A 15,134-nucleotide genomic window follows, 5' to 3' on the forward strand; every position below is an offset into this window, starting at 1 on the left:
CCCGCACGTAGCCTTGAGCGTCACTGGCAATAAACAAACCGGATTTGCGAAATTTGAATTGTGGCAAATGTTTGTATAACGAGGCGCTTTGTTTCATACTGCCATTTTATATGGAGCCCCCCCGAAACAAATTTAACCGTCTTACCCACCTAATCGGCAGGAAACGACAAATGACCGACCTCCCCGGCTATCCGAGCCGGCGCAGCTTTTTGAAAGCATCCGCAGCAAGCGTGATGCTTTCAGGATTGGCTGTGTCAGCTCAGGCGCAACAGTCGACGCCCCCTGTTGCCCTTGAACAATACGAACGTCAATATTTTAACGATCTTGAATGGACTTTCATCCTTGCTGCAACAGCAAGGCTGATCCCGTCTGATGGTGATGGCCCTGGTGCTATCGAAACCCGTGTACCTGTATTCATCGATCTTCAGCTTGCTGGCGACTATGGTCGCGCAGACGACTGGTACATGGTTGGCCCGCATGATGCCTCGGCAGATCCGACGCGCGGCTGGCAGACCCCGCTTAACCCTGCACAGATCTATCGACAGGCTATTCCAGCATTCAACGGCTGGTGCGAGCAGAAATATGGCGCTGCATTCTCGGCACTGACTGCCGAGCAGCAGGACGCAGCACTAACTTCCCTTCAGAAGGGTGAAGTTGGCTTGCAACCTGAATTGCGCGATTTCTTCGGTATCCTGTTGCAGAATACCAAGGAAGGTTATTTTGCTGATCCGATGTATGGCGGCAATCACGGCATGCAGTCGTGGACCTATATCGGCTTCCCCGGCGCACGCGGCAGCTATAAGGAATGGGTTGAGCGTTACAATGTTCGCTACCCACTAGGCCCGGTTTCCATCAAGGGCGAGAGGGCTTAAAAATGGCACGTCAGGAAAAGAAAAAAGACGTGGTCATTGTTGGCCTCGGCTGGACGGGTGCGATTCTAGCTATGGAATTGGCGCAGGAAGGTCTTGAAATCGTCGCTCTTGAGCGCGGTCACGACCAAAACACCGTTCCGGACTTCAAATATCCGAACATGATCGATGAGCTGAAATACGGCGTGCGTCTCAAGATGATGCAGCGCGCCAGCCAGCAGACCGTCACCATACGTCGCAGTGACAGCGAAATTGCACTGCCTTACCGCAGCTTCGGTTCATTCCTTCCGGGCAATGGTGTCGGCGGTGCTGGTACGCACTGGAACGGCCTCAACTGGCGTCCACAGGCAGAAGAACTGCGGCTGCGTTCGCATGTTCTTGAAAATTGGGGTGAGCAGATCATCCCGGAAGATATGTTGCTTGGCGACTACCCTGTGACCTATGACGAAATGGAACCGTTCTTCGACCGCTTCGAACGTGTTGCAGGCATTTCCGGCAAAGCTGGCAACCTCAACGGCAAGACCGTTGAGGGCGGCAATCCTTTTGAAGGCTGGCGCGCCAACGAATATCCTATGCCGCCAATGCATACGACATGGGATGGCCGGAAATTTGCCGATGCGGCAAAGGCCATGGGTTATCACCCGTTCCCGTCACCGGGCGGCATTGCCTCGACGTCCTATGTCAATGAATATGGCATGCAGATGGGGCCGTGCAACCATTGCGGTTTCTGCGAGCGTTTCGGTTGTTACCAATATTCGAAGTCGTCGCCACAGACGACCATTCTCGATGCGCTCAAGCGCATGCCGAATTTCTCATATCGTACGGAATCTGAAGTTCTGCGTATCGAAATGGCACCGGACGGCAAGACTGCAACCGGCGTTACCTATTTTGACGACAAGACGCAGGAAGAAGTCTTCCAGCCCGCCGACATCGTCATCATGGCTTCGTTCCAGCTCAACAACGTACATTTGGCACTGCTTTCAGGCATCGGCAAGCCTTACGATCCGGTAACCGGCGAGGGTGTGACGGGCCGTAATTATGCCTATCAGCTGACCGGCGGTGTGACGCTCTTCTTCAAAAACGAAGAGTTCAACCCGTTCATCGGTACGGGTGCTAACGGCATGTGCATCGATGACTTCGGTGTAAACCAGATCGACTTTGGTCGTGAAGGCTTTATTGGTGGTGCTTATTGGCGTTCGGGCCAGACCAACGGCCAACCGATCCGCAGCATGACGCTTCCTTCGGGCACGCCGGGTTGGGGTGCAGGCTGGAAGAGCGCAATCGCCGAGTGGTACGGTCACTCCATGAATATCGGAACGCATGGTTCTGTCATGGCGTACAAGACCAATCATCTTGACCTTGATCCGACCTATAAAGATCCGCACGGCCGTCCTTTGATGCGTATGACCTTCAACTGGAATCCGAACGATATCCGGATGACCCAGTTCATGAAGGGCAAGGCGGAAGAACTGGCCAAGACCATGAACCCCGACCTCATTCAGTCATCCTTCAAGAAGGAAGGTTCTCAGTTCGACGTTCGTCCTTACCAGACGACGCATACGACGGGTGGTCACACTATGTCGGCCAATCCGCGAGAGGGTGTGGTCAACCGCTTCTCGCAGGCATGGGACAAGCACAACGTCTTCATGCTGGGCGCGGGCAACTTCGTGCAGAACACGCAGTATAATCCGACCGGTCTTCTCGGTGGTCTGGCTTACTGGACTGCGCATGCGATCCGCACGCAGTATCTTTCCAATCCGCGTCCGCTGGTTTGAGGAGAATAGTCATGAAAACTTTTCTTCGCATCATCGGTGTTCTGGTTGTTCTTGGAGTTATAGCGTTTCTGGCTTTCCTGTTCGTTCCGGTTCAGCTGACCAAGCCAACGAAAGAGCTTGCTGCTGATTGGAAGCCTGCAAAGGGGCAGGGCGAATATGTGATGTATGCTTCCGACTGCATGGCTTGCCATACAGCGGAAGGCGGCAAATCATTTGCCGGTGGCCGTAAGATCGCAAGCCCGATGGGCACGATCTGGACGACCAACATCACCCCTGACAAGGAAACCGGCATCGGTAACTGGACGCTCGATCAGTTCCGTGCAGCGCTCTATGATGGCATTCGTGCCGATGGCGCGCATCTTTATCCCGCCATGCCTTACGAAAATTATCGTAAGCTGAACGAAGAAGATGTCCGTGCGCTTTACGACTACTTCATGCATGAAGTGGGACCTGTAAAGAACGAAGTGCAGGAGACCGAACTTGGCTTCCCGTTCAACATGCGGTTCGGTATCCGCGCATGGAACTGGCTCGCTCTGAACCACAAGGCTGGCTTCACGCCTGCGGGTAAGAACGAAGTTCAGGAACGTGGCCAGTATTTGGTTGAAGGTGCAGCCCACTGTGCTGCCTGCCACAGCCCGCGCAATGCGTTCATGGCGCAGGATGGTGTTCAGGCTGGCGACAAGGCTTTCCTCACAGGCGGTGTTGTCGATGGTTGGAATGCACCTGCGCTGCGTGGTCCACAGTCGGCGCCACAGAAATGGTCCGTCGAGGAAATGGCTTCCTATCTCGCAACCGGTCGCAATGCACATTCGACCGCCAATGGCGAAATGGGCCTCGTTGTAGAACATTCGCTTCAGCATCTGACCGATGCGGATAATCTTGCGATTGCGGCGTTCCTCAAGGGTGTCGATGGTGCCGCGGCTGAAGTTCCGCAGAGCTTTGCCGAGAAGGTTCCGACTGCACTGCCTGCAGCTCCTGCAGATGCTGCCGGTGAAGAGACTGCAAAGATGCTGACTGAAGCATCTCCGGACATGCCTGTCGGCGCACGTCTCTACATTGACAACTGTGCAGCGTGTCATTTTGTGACGGGCAAGGGCGCTCCGGGTATCTTCCCGGAATTGGCTGATAATGATCTGGTCACTGGTTCAGAAGTGAAGCCTCTGATTTCGATCATTCTGCATGGTGCGGAAGTGCCTTCGACCGAAAAGCGTCCAATGCGTCTGGTGATGCAGGGGTATGCCGACCGCTTGTCGAATGAGGAAGTTGCTGAGCTTGCAACCTTTGTTCGTTCGGCTTGGGGTAACAAGGCTGGTGCTGCTTCTGCTGCCGATGTTGCTGCTGTGCGGGGCCAGTCTTCGCACTGAAATAAAGCAAACGGCGGCTGAGTGAAGAACTCAGCCGCCGTTAATCTCAGTGAGAAATGCATAATACATATAAATCACATAACGTATGTTATGGAACTTAACGCAAGCAGGAAGCCAGCACCTTATTGGGGTAAAACATTTGCGGCGGATTTAATATAATGCCCAGATGGTCTGCCGAAGTTGTCTTACGATAAGTGTTTTCCACAACTCGAATTCATTGATCAAAAATTAGGCGAATCGCACGTCTTGAACCGAATGAAACTGCTGACAACAGTAGCGCAAAAGTCCGTAAAATAAGGAGTTTTCGTGATTTTTATGCGTCCTGTATCAAGCACAAATCGGTCGTTAGGCTGCTGTTGCGTACCAAAATTTTGCCTTCTAAATTAGCTTTGCTGTCGTCAATCTGTGAAACAATTCAGTGTGTTGAGAACTTCTCTTGCAAGAGCCGATCTTATCCATAAGATGCACACCATTTCAAAAATTACCAAGGAGGGGTTCTTCGTGTTTCGCAAAACTTTACTGACAAGCGTATGTCTTTTGGCACTGATGGGAGCGGCATCGGCTCAGACTGTTCTCAACCGTGGCAACGACACCGATCCAGCAACGCTTGACCATCATCGCACGTCCACTGTTTCCGAAGGCAATGTGCTTCGTGATCTTTACGACGGCCTGACCATTCAGAATGCTGATGGCGAAGCTATCCCAGGAGTAGCGAAGTCTTGGGATATATCAGAAGATGGCACCTCATATACCTTTCACCTACGCGATAATGCAAAATGGTCGAACGGCGATCCGGTAACGGCTGGTGATTTCAGCTTCGCTTTTCACCGTCTGATGGACCCTAAGACAGCTGCTGGCTATGCGAGCATGTTGTTTGTCATCAAGAACGCGGAAGACGTTGCTGGTGGTAAAAAGCCGGTCGATGAACTCGGTGTGGAAGCCGTTGACGATCACACGCTGAAGGTAACACTCAACTCCCCTGCTCCTTATTTCCTCGAACTTCTGACGCACCAGACGGGCTTCCCGCTGCATAAGAAGAGCGTTGAGGAAAATGGCGACAAGTTCACGACACCTGGGAAGATGGTGACGAACGGCGCTTACGAACTGGTCAGCTTCACGCCGAACGACAAGATCGTCATGAAGAAGAACCCGAATTACTACGAAGCCGATCAGGTCAAGATCGACACCATCAACTGGATTCCATTCGAAGATCGCGCCAGCTGCATGCGTCGTTTTGAGGCCAAGGAAGTTCAGGTCTGCTCGGACGTTCCAGCCGAACAGATGGATTATGTGAAGAAGAACCTCGCCAACGAATTCCGTATGGCACCTTATCTCGGCGTTTATTATCTTCCGGTTAAGGGCAAAACCGCTGACAGCAAGATGAAGGACCCTCGTGTCCGTCAGGCGATTTCCATGGCTATCGACCGTGATTTCATTGCCGATCAGGTCTGGCAGGGCACCATGCTCCCCGGTTATTCGCTGGTTCCTCCAGGTATCAACCACTACGTCAAGGATGCGCCTAAGCTCAACTATTCCGATGACATGCTGGATCGTGAAGACAAGGCCAAGGAGCTGTTGAAGGAAGCAGGCGTTGAGCCAAACACACTTTCGATTGAGTTGCTCTACAACACATCTGAAAACAACAAGAACACGATGGCAGCAATTGCCGATCAGCTTGGCAATATCGGTGTGAAGGCAACGCTCAACGAAACCGAAGGCGCTACCTACTTCAACTTCCTGCGTGAAGACGGTCCGTTCGATATCGCACGCGCTGGCTGGATCGGCGATTACAACGATCCGCAGAACTTCCTCTACATTGCCCAGAGTGATGTCAGCTTCAATTATTCCAAGGTTAAAAACCCGGAATATGATGCGAAGATGGCTGAAGCAGCAAAGATCCTTGATCTGGATGCCCGCGCCAAGGTTCTGGCTGAAGCTGAGCAGCTCAAGCTCGATGACATGAGCAATATTCCTATTCTTTATTATTCCTCGCGCGCTCTTGTGTCTGACAAGATTGATGGCTGGAACGACAACCTTATGGACAGCCACAAAACCCGCTGGCTCTCGTTCAAACAATAAATTTTCAGCTCGGGCTGCGCCTTTCGGCGCGGCCCCTTTTTCTTTCGACCTGGGAGGGTCGGAGGGTCCCTCTTTTCATGGGACAGATATTTTTTTAAGACTTATGGGAGTTTCACGATGGTTCGCGGAATTTTATTGGCAGGCGTTTGCCTGATTTCGCTTGGCAGCGCCGCGTCTGCTGCAATTGTGCTTAACCGTGGCAATGATATGGATCCTTCAACGCTGGATCAGCAGCTCACCACTACAGTTCAGGAAGACCGCGTTTTAAAAGATCTTTATGAGGGGCTGGTGGCGCAGGATAGCCACGGCAGAGCAGTTCCCGGTGCGGCGACATCATGGGAAATTTCGCCTGATGGCCTCACCTATACTTTTCACATGCGCGACAATGCAAAATGGTCGAATGGCGATCCTGTAACGGCAGGCGATTTCGAGTTTTCATTTCGCCGCCTGATGGACCCTAAGACGGCTGCGGGCTACGCCAGTGTCTTTTATTCAATCAAGAACTCCGAGCAGATCGCGACGGGTCATATGTATGTCGATCAGCTTGGCGTGAAGGCACTCGACGACAAAACGCTCCAGATCTCGCTCAATGCCCCTACTCCATATTTCATTGAATTATTGACCCATAACACCGGATTTCCGGTCAATCCGAAAGCCGTAAAGGAATTCGGGTCAAAGTTTAGCCAGCCGGGCCATATGGTCAGCAATGGCGCTTATGAGCTTGTCAGTTTCAATCCGAACGACAAGATCGTTATGAAGAAAAATCCCTATTATTGGGATGCGGAGCATGTTCAGATTGATCAGGTGAACTGGATACCGTTTCAGGACCGCTCCAGCTGTATGCGCCGGTTTGAGGCGAAAGAAGTTGATATCTGCTCTGATGTTGCCGCCGAGCAGATGGACTATGTGAAACAGAACCTCGGTAAATGGTTTCATCAGGCGCCGCTGCTGGGCATTTATTACATCGACATCAAAGGTGAGCCTTCCAGCAAGTTGCGCGACCCGCGTGTCAGACAAGCCATTGGAATGACGATTGATCGTGATTTTCTGGCACAGGAAGTCTGGCGCGGTACAATGCTTCCTGCCAGCTCGATGGTGCCTCCCGGCATCAATAATTACGTCAAAGACGGACCGCAGCTAAGCTACGCCAAAGAAGACATTCTTGATCGCGAAGACAAGGCAAAAAAGCTGTTGGCAGATGCGGGCGTCACACCTGGTAGTCTGTCGATAGTGCTGAGATATAGCACGTCGGAAAATCACAAGAACACGATGGCGGCGATTGCCGACATGCTCAAGGGTATTGGTATCAATGCCACTCTCGACGAAGTCGATGGCACGACCTATTTCAATTATCTTGAGCAAAAAGGCATGTTCGATATCGCACGCGATGGTTGGGTTGGGGATTACAACGACCCGAATTCGTTTCTGTCACTCTTCACGAGCGACAGCTACTTCAATTATGCGCAATGGTCGAACAAGGACTATGACGCGCTGATGATGAAGTCAGCCATCACAGCGGATTTGGGTGAACGGGCGAAAATCCTCGCCAACGCAGAGAAGATTTTGCTTCAAGACGGGGCTGCTATTCCTCTGCTCTACTATTCATCTACCGCATTGGTTGCCGACAAAGTCAAAGGCTACGACGACAACCTGATGAATTCGCACGCCACACACTGGCTGTCGATAAAAGGCTAAACAAAAACAGGAACGCCCTTAGTGGGATTTGCCGGGTCGCTTTTTGAGCGTTCCGGCAAAGAAGGGAAATAAAAATGCTGGGCTACACGCTCCGACGATTGGGTAGTGCAATACCAACTATCTTTATCATCGTCACACTGACTTTCTTCCTTATCCGGCTTGCGCCGGGTGGTCCTTTCGATCTTGAGCGCCCGATTGATCCGCTGATCCTCGAAAACCTCAAGAAAGCCTACAATATGGATGCGCCGCTTTGGCAGCAGTATCTGATTTATCTGGGCAATCTGTTGCGCGGTGATCTTGGCCCAAGCTTCACGCGCCGCGACTTCACCGTCAATGACTTGTTCGCCTCCGGTCTTCCGGTTTCGATCATGCTTGGTGCGCTGGCCCTTAGTCTGGCTGCGATTATCGGAACATTTCTCGGTACAATCGCGGCATTGAAACAGAATTCGCCGATCGATTATTTCGTTGTGGCACTTGCCACCTTTGGCATTACCACACCGAATTTCGTTGTTGCCCCTCTCCTCAGCCTGCTTTTTGGTGTCATTCTCGGTTGGGTGCCAGCCGGTGGCTGGTCCTCCGCGAATATCACGTACTGGATATTGCCGGTACTGACACTGGCTTTACCGCAGGTTGGTGTGATCGCCCGTCTAGTGCGCGGTGCAACGATTGAAGCATTGCGCGCCAATCATGTTCGCACCGCCCGCGCCTATGGCTTGCCGTCGCGTGTTGTGGTTGGGGTACATGCCTTGCGTGCTGCCATGCTGCCCGCAGTTTCCTATCTCGGACCAACAGCTGCAGCACTTCTCACCGGCTCAGTTGTTGTTGAAACCATCTTCGGTATTCCCGGTATCGGTCGTTACTTCGTGCAAGGCGCGTTGAGCCGCGATTACACGATGGTTATGGGCACCGTGGTTGTGATTTCCGTTTTCGTCGTGGTGTTCAATCTCATCGTCGACCTTCTTTATGCATGGCTTGATCCGAGGGTTCGCTATGACTGACCTTACCGTACCGACAGAAACAGAAAAGCTTGCAGCTGTCGCAAGCCGTTCGCTCTGGCAGGATGCCTGGTTGCGCCTGCGCAAGAACAAGGCAGCAGTAACAAGTGCAATCGTCCTGATCATATTGGCACTTGTCGGCATTTTTGGCCCTATGGTCAGCCCGCATCCTTACGACAAAATCTATCCGCAGTTCGTGCGCGTGGCTCCAAGTCTGGAGGCTTATCCGCGTGCTGATACGATCATGCCTGGATTGGAACGCGAGCTTGCCCGCGCCCGTCTGAATGCGTCCGCGGAGCCGGAGCTGACGGGCAACAATATCGTAGTTGACTTCACCACACAGCGTCCGACGGATGAGCGGGTGTTGCGCTATTTCCAGCGCTCTGACCTGTTTAGCAATCCTAAGATTGAACTTGCTGCAGATGGGCTGTCGGGTAAGCTTACGTTGAATGTCGCGCGTAATTATTTCGTACTTGGTACTGATAATCTCGGTCGCGATCTGATGACACGCATCTTCATTGGCGTTCGTATGTCGCTTGCCATCGGTCTGTTGGCTTCGGCGATGGCTTTGGTGCTTGGTGTTGGATACGGTGCGATATCGGGCTACCTCGGCGGACGTGCCGACAACATTATGATGCGACTTGTCGACATCCTTTATTCGCTGCCTTTCATCTTCTTCGTGATATTGATGCTCGTCTTCTTCGGGCGATCCATTTTGATCATCTTCATCGCCATCGGCGCAACGGAATGGCTGGATATGGCGCGCATCGTGCGCGGGCAAACATTGAGCCTCAAACGTCAGGAATTCGTGCAGGCGGCAGAAGCACTTGGCGCAACACGGCGTGGTGTCATCACACGACATATCATCCCGAATGCGCTTGGTCCCGTTATCGTCTTTGTGACGCTACTGGTGCCCAAGGCAATCCTTCTTGAAAGCCTCTTGTCGTTCCTCGGCCTCGGTGTTCAGGACCCTCTCACCTCGCTCGGTCTTCTCATTTCGGAAGGTGCTCAGAACATGCGCGGCGCAAGCTGGCAATTGATCTGGCCGGCCGCAACGCTGACCATCATCCTGTTTGCGCTGAACTTCCTTGGCGACGGCCTGCGTGACAGCCTTGACCCGAAGGATCGCTGAGATGACGAACGAAAACATTCTGAGCGTGCGCGACCTGCGCGTTACCTTCGATACAAACGACGGACCGGTTGAGGCCGTCCGTGGCATCAATCTGGATGTCAAAGCCGGTGAGACCGTCGCTATCGTCGGTGAGTCCGGGTCCGGTAAAAGTCAGACAACCATGGCGATGATGGGCCTGCTGGCCCAGAACGGTACGGCTACGGGGCAAGCGCTCTATCGCGGGCAGGACCTGATCGGTATGACCGATAAGGCACTCAATAAGATACGCGGTGCAAAGATCACGATGATCTTTCAGGAGCCGATGACCTCGCTCGACCCGCTTTATCGCATTGGCGATCAGTTGGCCGAACCGCTGCGATATCATCGTGGCATGAGCAAAAAGGAAGCGCGCCCGCGTATTCTTGAATTGCTCAAACTGGTTGGTATTCCAGAACCGGAGCGCCGCATCGACAGCTATCCCTACGAGCTTTCGGGCGGACAGCGCCAGCGTGTGATGATTGCCATGGCGCTTGCCAACGAGCCGGATGTTCTGATCGCTGACGAGCCGACGACTGCGCTCGACGTTACCATTCAGGCGCAGATACTCGACCTGCTGGCAGATCTGCAAAAGCGGCTCGGCATGGCAGTGGTCTTCATCACGCATGATCTCGGGATTGTCCGCCGCTTTGCTGACCGGGTTTATGTCATGCGCTATGGCGAGGTGGTTGAAACCAACGAAACCGAGAAGCTTTTCACAGCACCGGGGCATCCTTATACGAAGATGCTGCTGGATGCTGAACCGGAAGGTGAAAAACTCTCACCGCCTGATGAAGCGCCGGTGCTCATCCGTGCTGATAATGTGAAGGTCAATTTCCTTATCAACAAGCCATGGCTCGGCGCTGCAACCTATCTCACAGCCGTCAACGATGTTTCTCTGACTCTCAAACAGGGCCAGACCATCGGTATTGTCGGGGAATCCGGTTCCGGAAAATCGACACTTGGCCGCGCTATTCTGCGTTTGCTGCCGTCAGAAGGCCGCATCGCTTATCTTGGCAAGGAATTGCCGACGGAATCGCAGGCGATGCGTCCAAAGCGCCGGGAACTGCAGCTTGTGTTCCAGGATCCGTTCGGTTCCCTAAGCCCACGCATGACTGTGGGCCGCATCATTACCGAAGGGCTTTTGATCCATGAGCCGAACCTGTCGGCCAAAGAACGCGACCGCCGTGCCTGTGAAGCGCTTAAGGAAGTCGACATGGACCCGGCGATGCGTAATCGCTATCCGCACGAGTTCTCGGGTGGTCAGCGTCAGCGCATCGCCATTGCACGCACCATGATCCTGAAACCAAAGGTGATCGTACTTGACGAGCCGACAAGTGCGCTTGATCGTTCGGTCCAGAAACAAATCGTCACGCTCTTGCGCGATTTGCAAAAGGATTATGGTCTTTCCTACATCTTCATCAGCCATGATATGGCAGTGGTCCGTGCGGTATCAGACTACGTGATCGTGATGAAGAACGGTAAGATCGTGGAGCAAGGCGATACGGAACAAGTCTTCGATAGTCCGCGTGAGGAATATACCAAAGCGCTGATGGCGGCGGCACTCAGCGAGGAACGTTTCGGCACTGACGCTTAGCTCTAAATTACAAAATAAAAACGGGGCATTAGCCCCGTTTTTTACAATGCAATCTAGCTCTGGAAGACTAGCGAGCGGTGAGCCGAGACGCCTGCGGTAACGCCATCTGAAACCGACCAGGCAACACTATGCGCACCGCGTGAAACGTCGCCCGCTGCATAAATACCCGCAACACTGGTCGCTTTCATCTCGTCGGTCTTGATAGTTTTACCGAGCGGCATGTCCTCAAGCGTGCAGCCGAACTGCTCGGCAATGGAACTATTGAGCCGATTGCGGGGAGCTATATACAGAGCTTCCGCAGACGATATCCGGCCGTCAGCCAATTCAATCTCCGACAGAGAAGTGCCCTCGCCTCGTAAATGGGCCACTTTGGCAGTTTCTATATTGATGCCACGTTTTTCCAGCTCTGTGAGTGTCGCAGCATCCGGTTCATCGCCACCGTTCAAATAGAATGTCGTTGGCCCCCATTCTGTGATCAGCATGGCCTGATGGACAGACATGGGTGAAAGGTTCAGCACGCCAAGTTTTCTGCCGCTGAACTCATAACCATGGCAATATGGACAGTGGATTACCGAACTGCCCCATCGTTCCGCAAGCCCCGGAACATCTGGTAACTCGTCCGAGATGCCAAAGGCAAAAATGAGCCTGCGTCCGCGCACGGTCTCGCCTGAGTCGAGCTGTACTGAAAAATCATCAAGCCCTCCGGCTCCATCTATCGCCTTCCCATGGGTTATTGCGACGCCTGGATAGGCTTGCACTTGAGCCCTTGCCGTTTCGAGCATGGCTGCCGGATTGCTTCCATCCTGTGCGAAGAAGCCATGCGAATGCTCAGCGAAGCGATTGCGGGGTTTGCCTGCGTCGATCACGCGGACTGATCGTCTGCCACGAGCGATGTAAGTTGCCGCGGTAAGCCCGGCAAAGCTACCGCCGATAATGATTGCATCATGATGCGTCATGCGCTGTCTCCAGATCGAATGTCGCGCCGCGTTCGAGGGCGCGTTTATGGAAATCCTCGCTCAACATGGCGAGTGACACTTCGCCAAAGCGTTTCAACAAGAGTTCCTCAGCATCGTGAAACGCTTTATTCAGAGAGGCATTGACTGCCTGCTCAACGATGCATCCCGGTATTTCGGTACGGTTGCTCATGGCAAGCAGCGAAGGTTTGCCGATGGCATTATAGATGTCCCGCAACGTGACCTTTGATAGATCGCAGGCAATCTCCCAACCGCCACCGTGTCCTTTTTCGGAACGAACATAACCCTGCTCACGCAGGCCGCCCATAACACGGCGGACAACAACAGGATTGGTGCCCATTGCTTTGGCCAGCACCTCAGAAGTCACCGGCTTCTGATATTCTGCCATGTGAAGGAGGACGTGCAGAACGCCCGATAATTTGCTATCTCTTTTCATGTAACTTTATATGTTACGAGTCTTGAGTGTTGTCAAGAGCACAAAGTTTGGAAGCAACTTTCGGGAAGCAGTGGCAAGGCTTTGTGCTAAGATCGCTCGATGAACGATCTCTTTTCCAGTCTCGAAACACGCGAAGATCTCGCGGACGGTGCCGTGCTTTTGCGCAGCTTTTCTCTTGCGAACGACAAAAATATTATCAGTGCCTTAGAAGGTGTTGCTGGTGAAGCACCGTTTCGCCACATGACGACCCCGGGCGGTTTTCGCATGTCTGTGGCGATGACCAATTGTGGCAATTACGGTTGGGTCACGGATCGACGCGGCTATCGTTACAGTCCGGTTGATCCAGAGACTGACCGGCCCTGGCCTCAGATGCCGGATGCTTTGCGCAGCCTTGCGGAAACTGCTGCACAGGAAGCGGGTTACGCTGAATTTTCACCCGATGCCTGCCTGATTAATCGCTATGAGCCGGGCGCGAAGATGTCGCTGCATCAGGATAAGGACGAAAAGGATTTCACCAATCCGATTGTGTCCGTATCGCTTGGCCTTCCCGCGACATTTCAGTTCGGTGGTTTGCAGCGCAATGACCTGGTGCGCAAATTTGTGCTGTATCACGGCGACGTGGTCGTCTGGGGTGGCCCATCACGGCTGTTCTATCATGGTATTCTGGCGCTTAAAGACGGGGAACACCCGCAGTTGGGGCGCCATCGCTACAATCTGACATTCAGAAAAGCTCAATAGAGCGTTTCCTGTTTTGCTTGAGTCATTGGAAATGCTCTATCCATTTGTTTTTACGCATGTCTTTATCCCAAAACCGGTTCCCATTTTTGGAGACATGCTCTAGACCAAAAGAAACGGGGAACGTTCTTATAAGGACGCTCCCCGATTGAGATATGCCTTAGTTGAAAGCGCCGCCGTCGCTTCTGCTTTCCGGGCGCTCCTTGGCAACTTTCTCACGATAGCCACTCGCGCGATAAGCAGAAATCGGCTCGATCGCTCCGCCTGTTCGGCGACGTGCTTCGGCCAATATCGGTTCTACATCTGTGCGATAAGCACGTTTCAGCGTGTCTGACGCCATGAGTGCGTCATTTTCCTGCTGATAGGTTTCCAGCGCTTCACGATCCACCAATAGTGCTTGCGCATAGGCGCGGCGGATTTCATTGGCTGAAGAGATAAGACTTTCCAGTGGATCGGTTACATTATGCGACTGATCAATCATGTGAGCGGGATGAAAATCCTTCACGCCGCGATAATCCGCATCAACCAACTCATTGAAAACGAGGAACAGGCGATAAGGATCAATAGATCCTGCATCGAGATCGTCGTCGCCATATTTACTGTCGTTAAAGTGGAAGCCGCCAAGTTTTCCGAACTGCATTAGTCGCGCAACGATCATTTCGATATTGGTGTTGGGAGCATGGTGACCGAGATCGACGAGACATTGTGCTTTCGGACCGAGCGTGCTCGCTATGAGATAATTGGTGCCCCAGTCCTGTACGACGGTGGAATAGAAGGCCGGTTCATAAATTTTATGTTCGGAAAACAGCCGCCAATCGTCCGGGAGTGCCTTATAAATCTCGCCCATCGAATGCAGATAGCGCTCGAAAGCGCGAGTGAAATTCTGCTGGCCCGGAAAGTTTGAGCCGTCAGCAAGCCAAACGGTCAACGCTTTTGAACCAATGGCATTTCCGATTTCGATACACTCAATATTATGTTCAACAGCCTGCGCGCGGACCGCCGCATCCACATGCGTAAGCGAGCCATATTTATAGGAATGCTGCTGATCAGCTGAATCCGCAAAGGTATTGGAATTCATCGCGTCAAAACCAAGCCCCAAGGCAGTGGCATGTGCCATCAGCTTTTTTGGATCGGCTTTGTCCCATGGAATATGCAGCGAGACATTTGGTGTTGCGCGGGAGAGCTCGTTGATGACGGCACAATCATTGAGCTTGTCGAAAATACCACGTGGTTCACCGCGACCGGGGAAACGACCGAAGCGTGTGCCCCCGGTGCCTGTACCCCATGAAGGCACGGCAACAAAATATTCCGCGACTTTTTGGGTTATCTTTTCGATTTCGATGCCGCGACGTGCAAGCTGCTCGCCAAGTGCCTGATAGTCGCTCTTCAATGCGTCTTCGTAACCGAAATTATGCTCAGCGATGAAATCGGCTGCAATACGTTGTTCGGACATGGTTCCTCCCAGAAT

12 protein-coding genes are annotated in these 15,134 nt (G+C 52.8%); 9 read left to right on the top strand and 3 right to left on the bottom strand.

Going from position 1 to position 15,134, the window contains the following annotated elements:
* The first annotated feature begins 170 nt into the window (after positions 1-170).
* The 8 genes from ACSME1_RS17085 to ACSME1_RS17120 all read left to right on the top strand — a co-directional run bounded on the left by ACSME1_RS17085 (position 171) and on the right by ACSME1_RS17120 (position 11,521).
* Complete coding sequence (locus ACSME1_RS17085; protein ID WP_095444456.1) at positions 171-872, top strand: gluconate 2-dehydrogenase subunit 3 family protein; 702 nt, start codon at positions 171-173, stop codon at positions 870-872.
* A gap of 2 nt (positions 873-874) precedes the next feature.
* Positions 875-2,644 carry a GMC family oxidoreductase gene (locus ACSME1_RS17090; protein ID WP_024900095.1) on the top strand — a complete coding sequence of 590 codons (1,770 nt, stop codon included), beginning with the start codon at positions 875-877 and terminating at the stop codon, positions 2,642-2,644.
* Between the two features lie 11 nt (positions 2,645-2,655).
* Positions 2,656-4,008 (top strand): cytochrome c, encoded by a 1,353-nt coding sequence (locus ACSME1_RS17095; protein ID WP_105706327.1) that lies wholly within the window; start codon positions 2,656-2,658, stop codon positions 4,006-4,008.
* 501 nt (positions 4,009-4,509) lie between these two features.
* Positions 4,510-6,087 carry a peptide ABC transporter substrate-binding protein gene (locus ACSME1_RS17100; RefSeq protein WP_435655055.1) on the top strand — a complete coding sequence of 526 codons (1,578 nt, stop codon included), beginning with the start codon at positions 4,510-4,512 and terminating at the stop codon, positions 6,085-6,087.
* Positions 6,088-6,204: 117 nt separating this feature from the next.
* On the top strand, positions 6,205-7,782 hold the full coding sequence (locus tag ACSME1_RS17105; protein ID WP_435655056.1) for a peptide ABC transporter substrate-binding protein: 1,578 nt from the start codon (positions 6,205-6,207) through the stop codon (positions 7,780-7,782).
* A gap of 74 nt (positions 7,783-7,856) precedes the next feature.
* Positions 7,857-8,780, top strand: a complete 924-nt coding sequence (locus tag ACSME1_RS17110; RefSeq protein WP_435655057.1) for an ABC transporter permease — start codon at positions 7,857-7,859, stop codon at positions 8,778-8,780.
* Positions 8,773-9,909 (top strand): ABC transporter permease, encoded by a 1,137-nt coding sequence (locus ACSME1_RS17115; RefSeq protein WP_435655058.1) that lies wholly within the window; start codon positions 8,773-8,775, stop codon positions 9,907-9,909. Before ACSME1_RS17110 ends, ACSME1_RS17115 begins: the two co-directional genes overlap by 8 nt.
* Position 9,910: 1 nt before the next feature.
* The gene (locus ACSME1_RS17120) at positions 9,911-11,521 is read left to right on the top strand and encodes an ABC transporter ATP-binding protein (RefSeq protein WP_435655059.1); all 1,611 of its coding nucleotides are present in this window, start codon (positions 9,911-9,913) and stop codon (positions 11,519-11,521) included.
* A gap of 53 nt (positions 11,522-11,574) precedes the next feature.
* On the opposite strand, the gene ACSME1_RS17125 is transcribed toward ACSME1_RS17120, so the two are convergent.
* Entirely contained in the window at positions 11,575-12,477 is a 903-nt protein-coding gene (locus ACSME1_RS17125; protein WP_435655060.1) for an NAD(P)/FAD-dependent oxidoreductase, read from the bottom strand.
* Positions 12,464-12,931, bottom strand: coding sequence for an Rrf2 family transcriptional regulator (locus tag ACSME1_RS17130; protein WP_105706319.1), 468 nt, complete (start codon positions 12,929-12,931; stop codon positions 12,464-12,466). Before ACSME1_RS17130 ends, ACSME1_RS17125 begins: the two co-directional genes overlap by 14 nt.
* Before the next feature lie 99 nt (positions 12,932-13,030).
* Here ACSME1_RS17130 and alkB point away from each other — a divergent pair, with 99 nt between their 5' ends.
* A complete protein-coding gene (gene alkB, locus ACSME1_RS17135) occupies positions 13,031-13,669 on the top strand; it encodes a DNA oxidative demethylase AlkB (RefSeq protein ID WP_435655061.1) in 639 nt (212 codons plus the stop codon).
* A gap of 157 nt (positions 13,670-13,826) precedes the next feature.
* On the opposite strand, the gene rhaI is transcribed toward alkB, so the two are convergent.
* The gene (gene rhaI / locus ACSME1_RS17140; protein ID WP_424576892.1) at positions 13,827-15,119 is read right to left on the bottom strand and encodes an L-rhamnose catabolism isomerase; all 1,293 of its coding nucleotides are present in this window, start codon (positions 15,117-15,119) and stop codon (positions 13,827-13,829) included.
* Between the last annotated feature and the right edge of the window lie 15 nt (positions 15,120-15,134).

This window comes from Brucella pituitosa (assembly GCF_965577835.1).
Taxonomy (GTDB): Bacteria; Pseudomonadota; Alphaproteobacteria; order Rhizobiales; family Rhizobiaceae; genus Brucella; species Brucella pituitosa.

Excerpts from the sequence above, each read along its gene's own strand:
- ACSME1_RS17085 (WP_095444456.1), top strand. The coding sequence starts at position 171 with ATGACCGACCTCCCCGGCTATCCGAGCCGGCGCAGCTTTTTGAAAGCA.
- ACSME1_RS17090 (WP_024900095.1), top strand. The coding sequence starts at position 875 with ATGGCACGTCAGGAAAAGAAAAAAGACGTGGTCATTGTTGGCCTCGGC.
- ACSME1_RS17095 (WP_105706327.1), top strand. The coding sequence starts at position 2,656 with ATGAAAACTTTTCTTCGCATCATCGGTGTTCTGGTTGTTCTTGGAGTT.
- ACSME1_RS17105 (WP_435655056.1), top strand. The coding sequence starts at position 6,205 with ATGGTTCGCGGAATTTTATTGGCAGGCGTTTGCCTGATTTCGCTTGGC.
- ACSME1_RS17110 (WP_435655057.1), top strand. The coding sequence starts at position 7,857 with ATGCTGGGCTACACGCTCCGACGATTGGGTAGTGCAATACCAACTATC.
- ACSME1_RS17115 (WP_435655058.1), top strand. The coding sequence starts at position 8,773 with ATGACTGACCTTACCGTACCGACAGAAACAGAAAAGCTTGCAGCTGTC.
- ACSME1_RS17120 (WP_435655059.1), top strand. The coding sequence starts at position 9,911 with ATGACGAACGAAAACATTCTGAGCGTGCGCGACCTGCGCGTTACCTTC.
- ACSME1_RS17125 (WP_435655060.1), bottom strand. The coding sequence starts at position 12,477 with ATGACGCATCATGATGCAATCATTATCGGCGGTAGCTTTGCCGGGCTT.
- ACSME1_RS17130 (WP_105706319.1), bottom strand. The coding sequence starts at position 12,931 with ATGAAAAGAGATAGCAAATTATCGGGCGTTCTGCACGTCCTCCTTCAC.
- alkB (WP_435655061.1), top strand. The coding sequence starts at position 13,031 with ATGAACGATCTCTTTTCCAGTCTCGAAACACGCGAAGATCTCGCGGAC.
- rhaI (WP_424576892.1), bottom strand. The coding sequence starts at position 15,119 with ATGTCCGAACAACGTATTGCAGCCGATTTCATCGCTGAGCATAATTTC.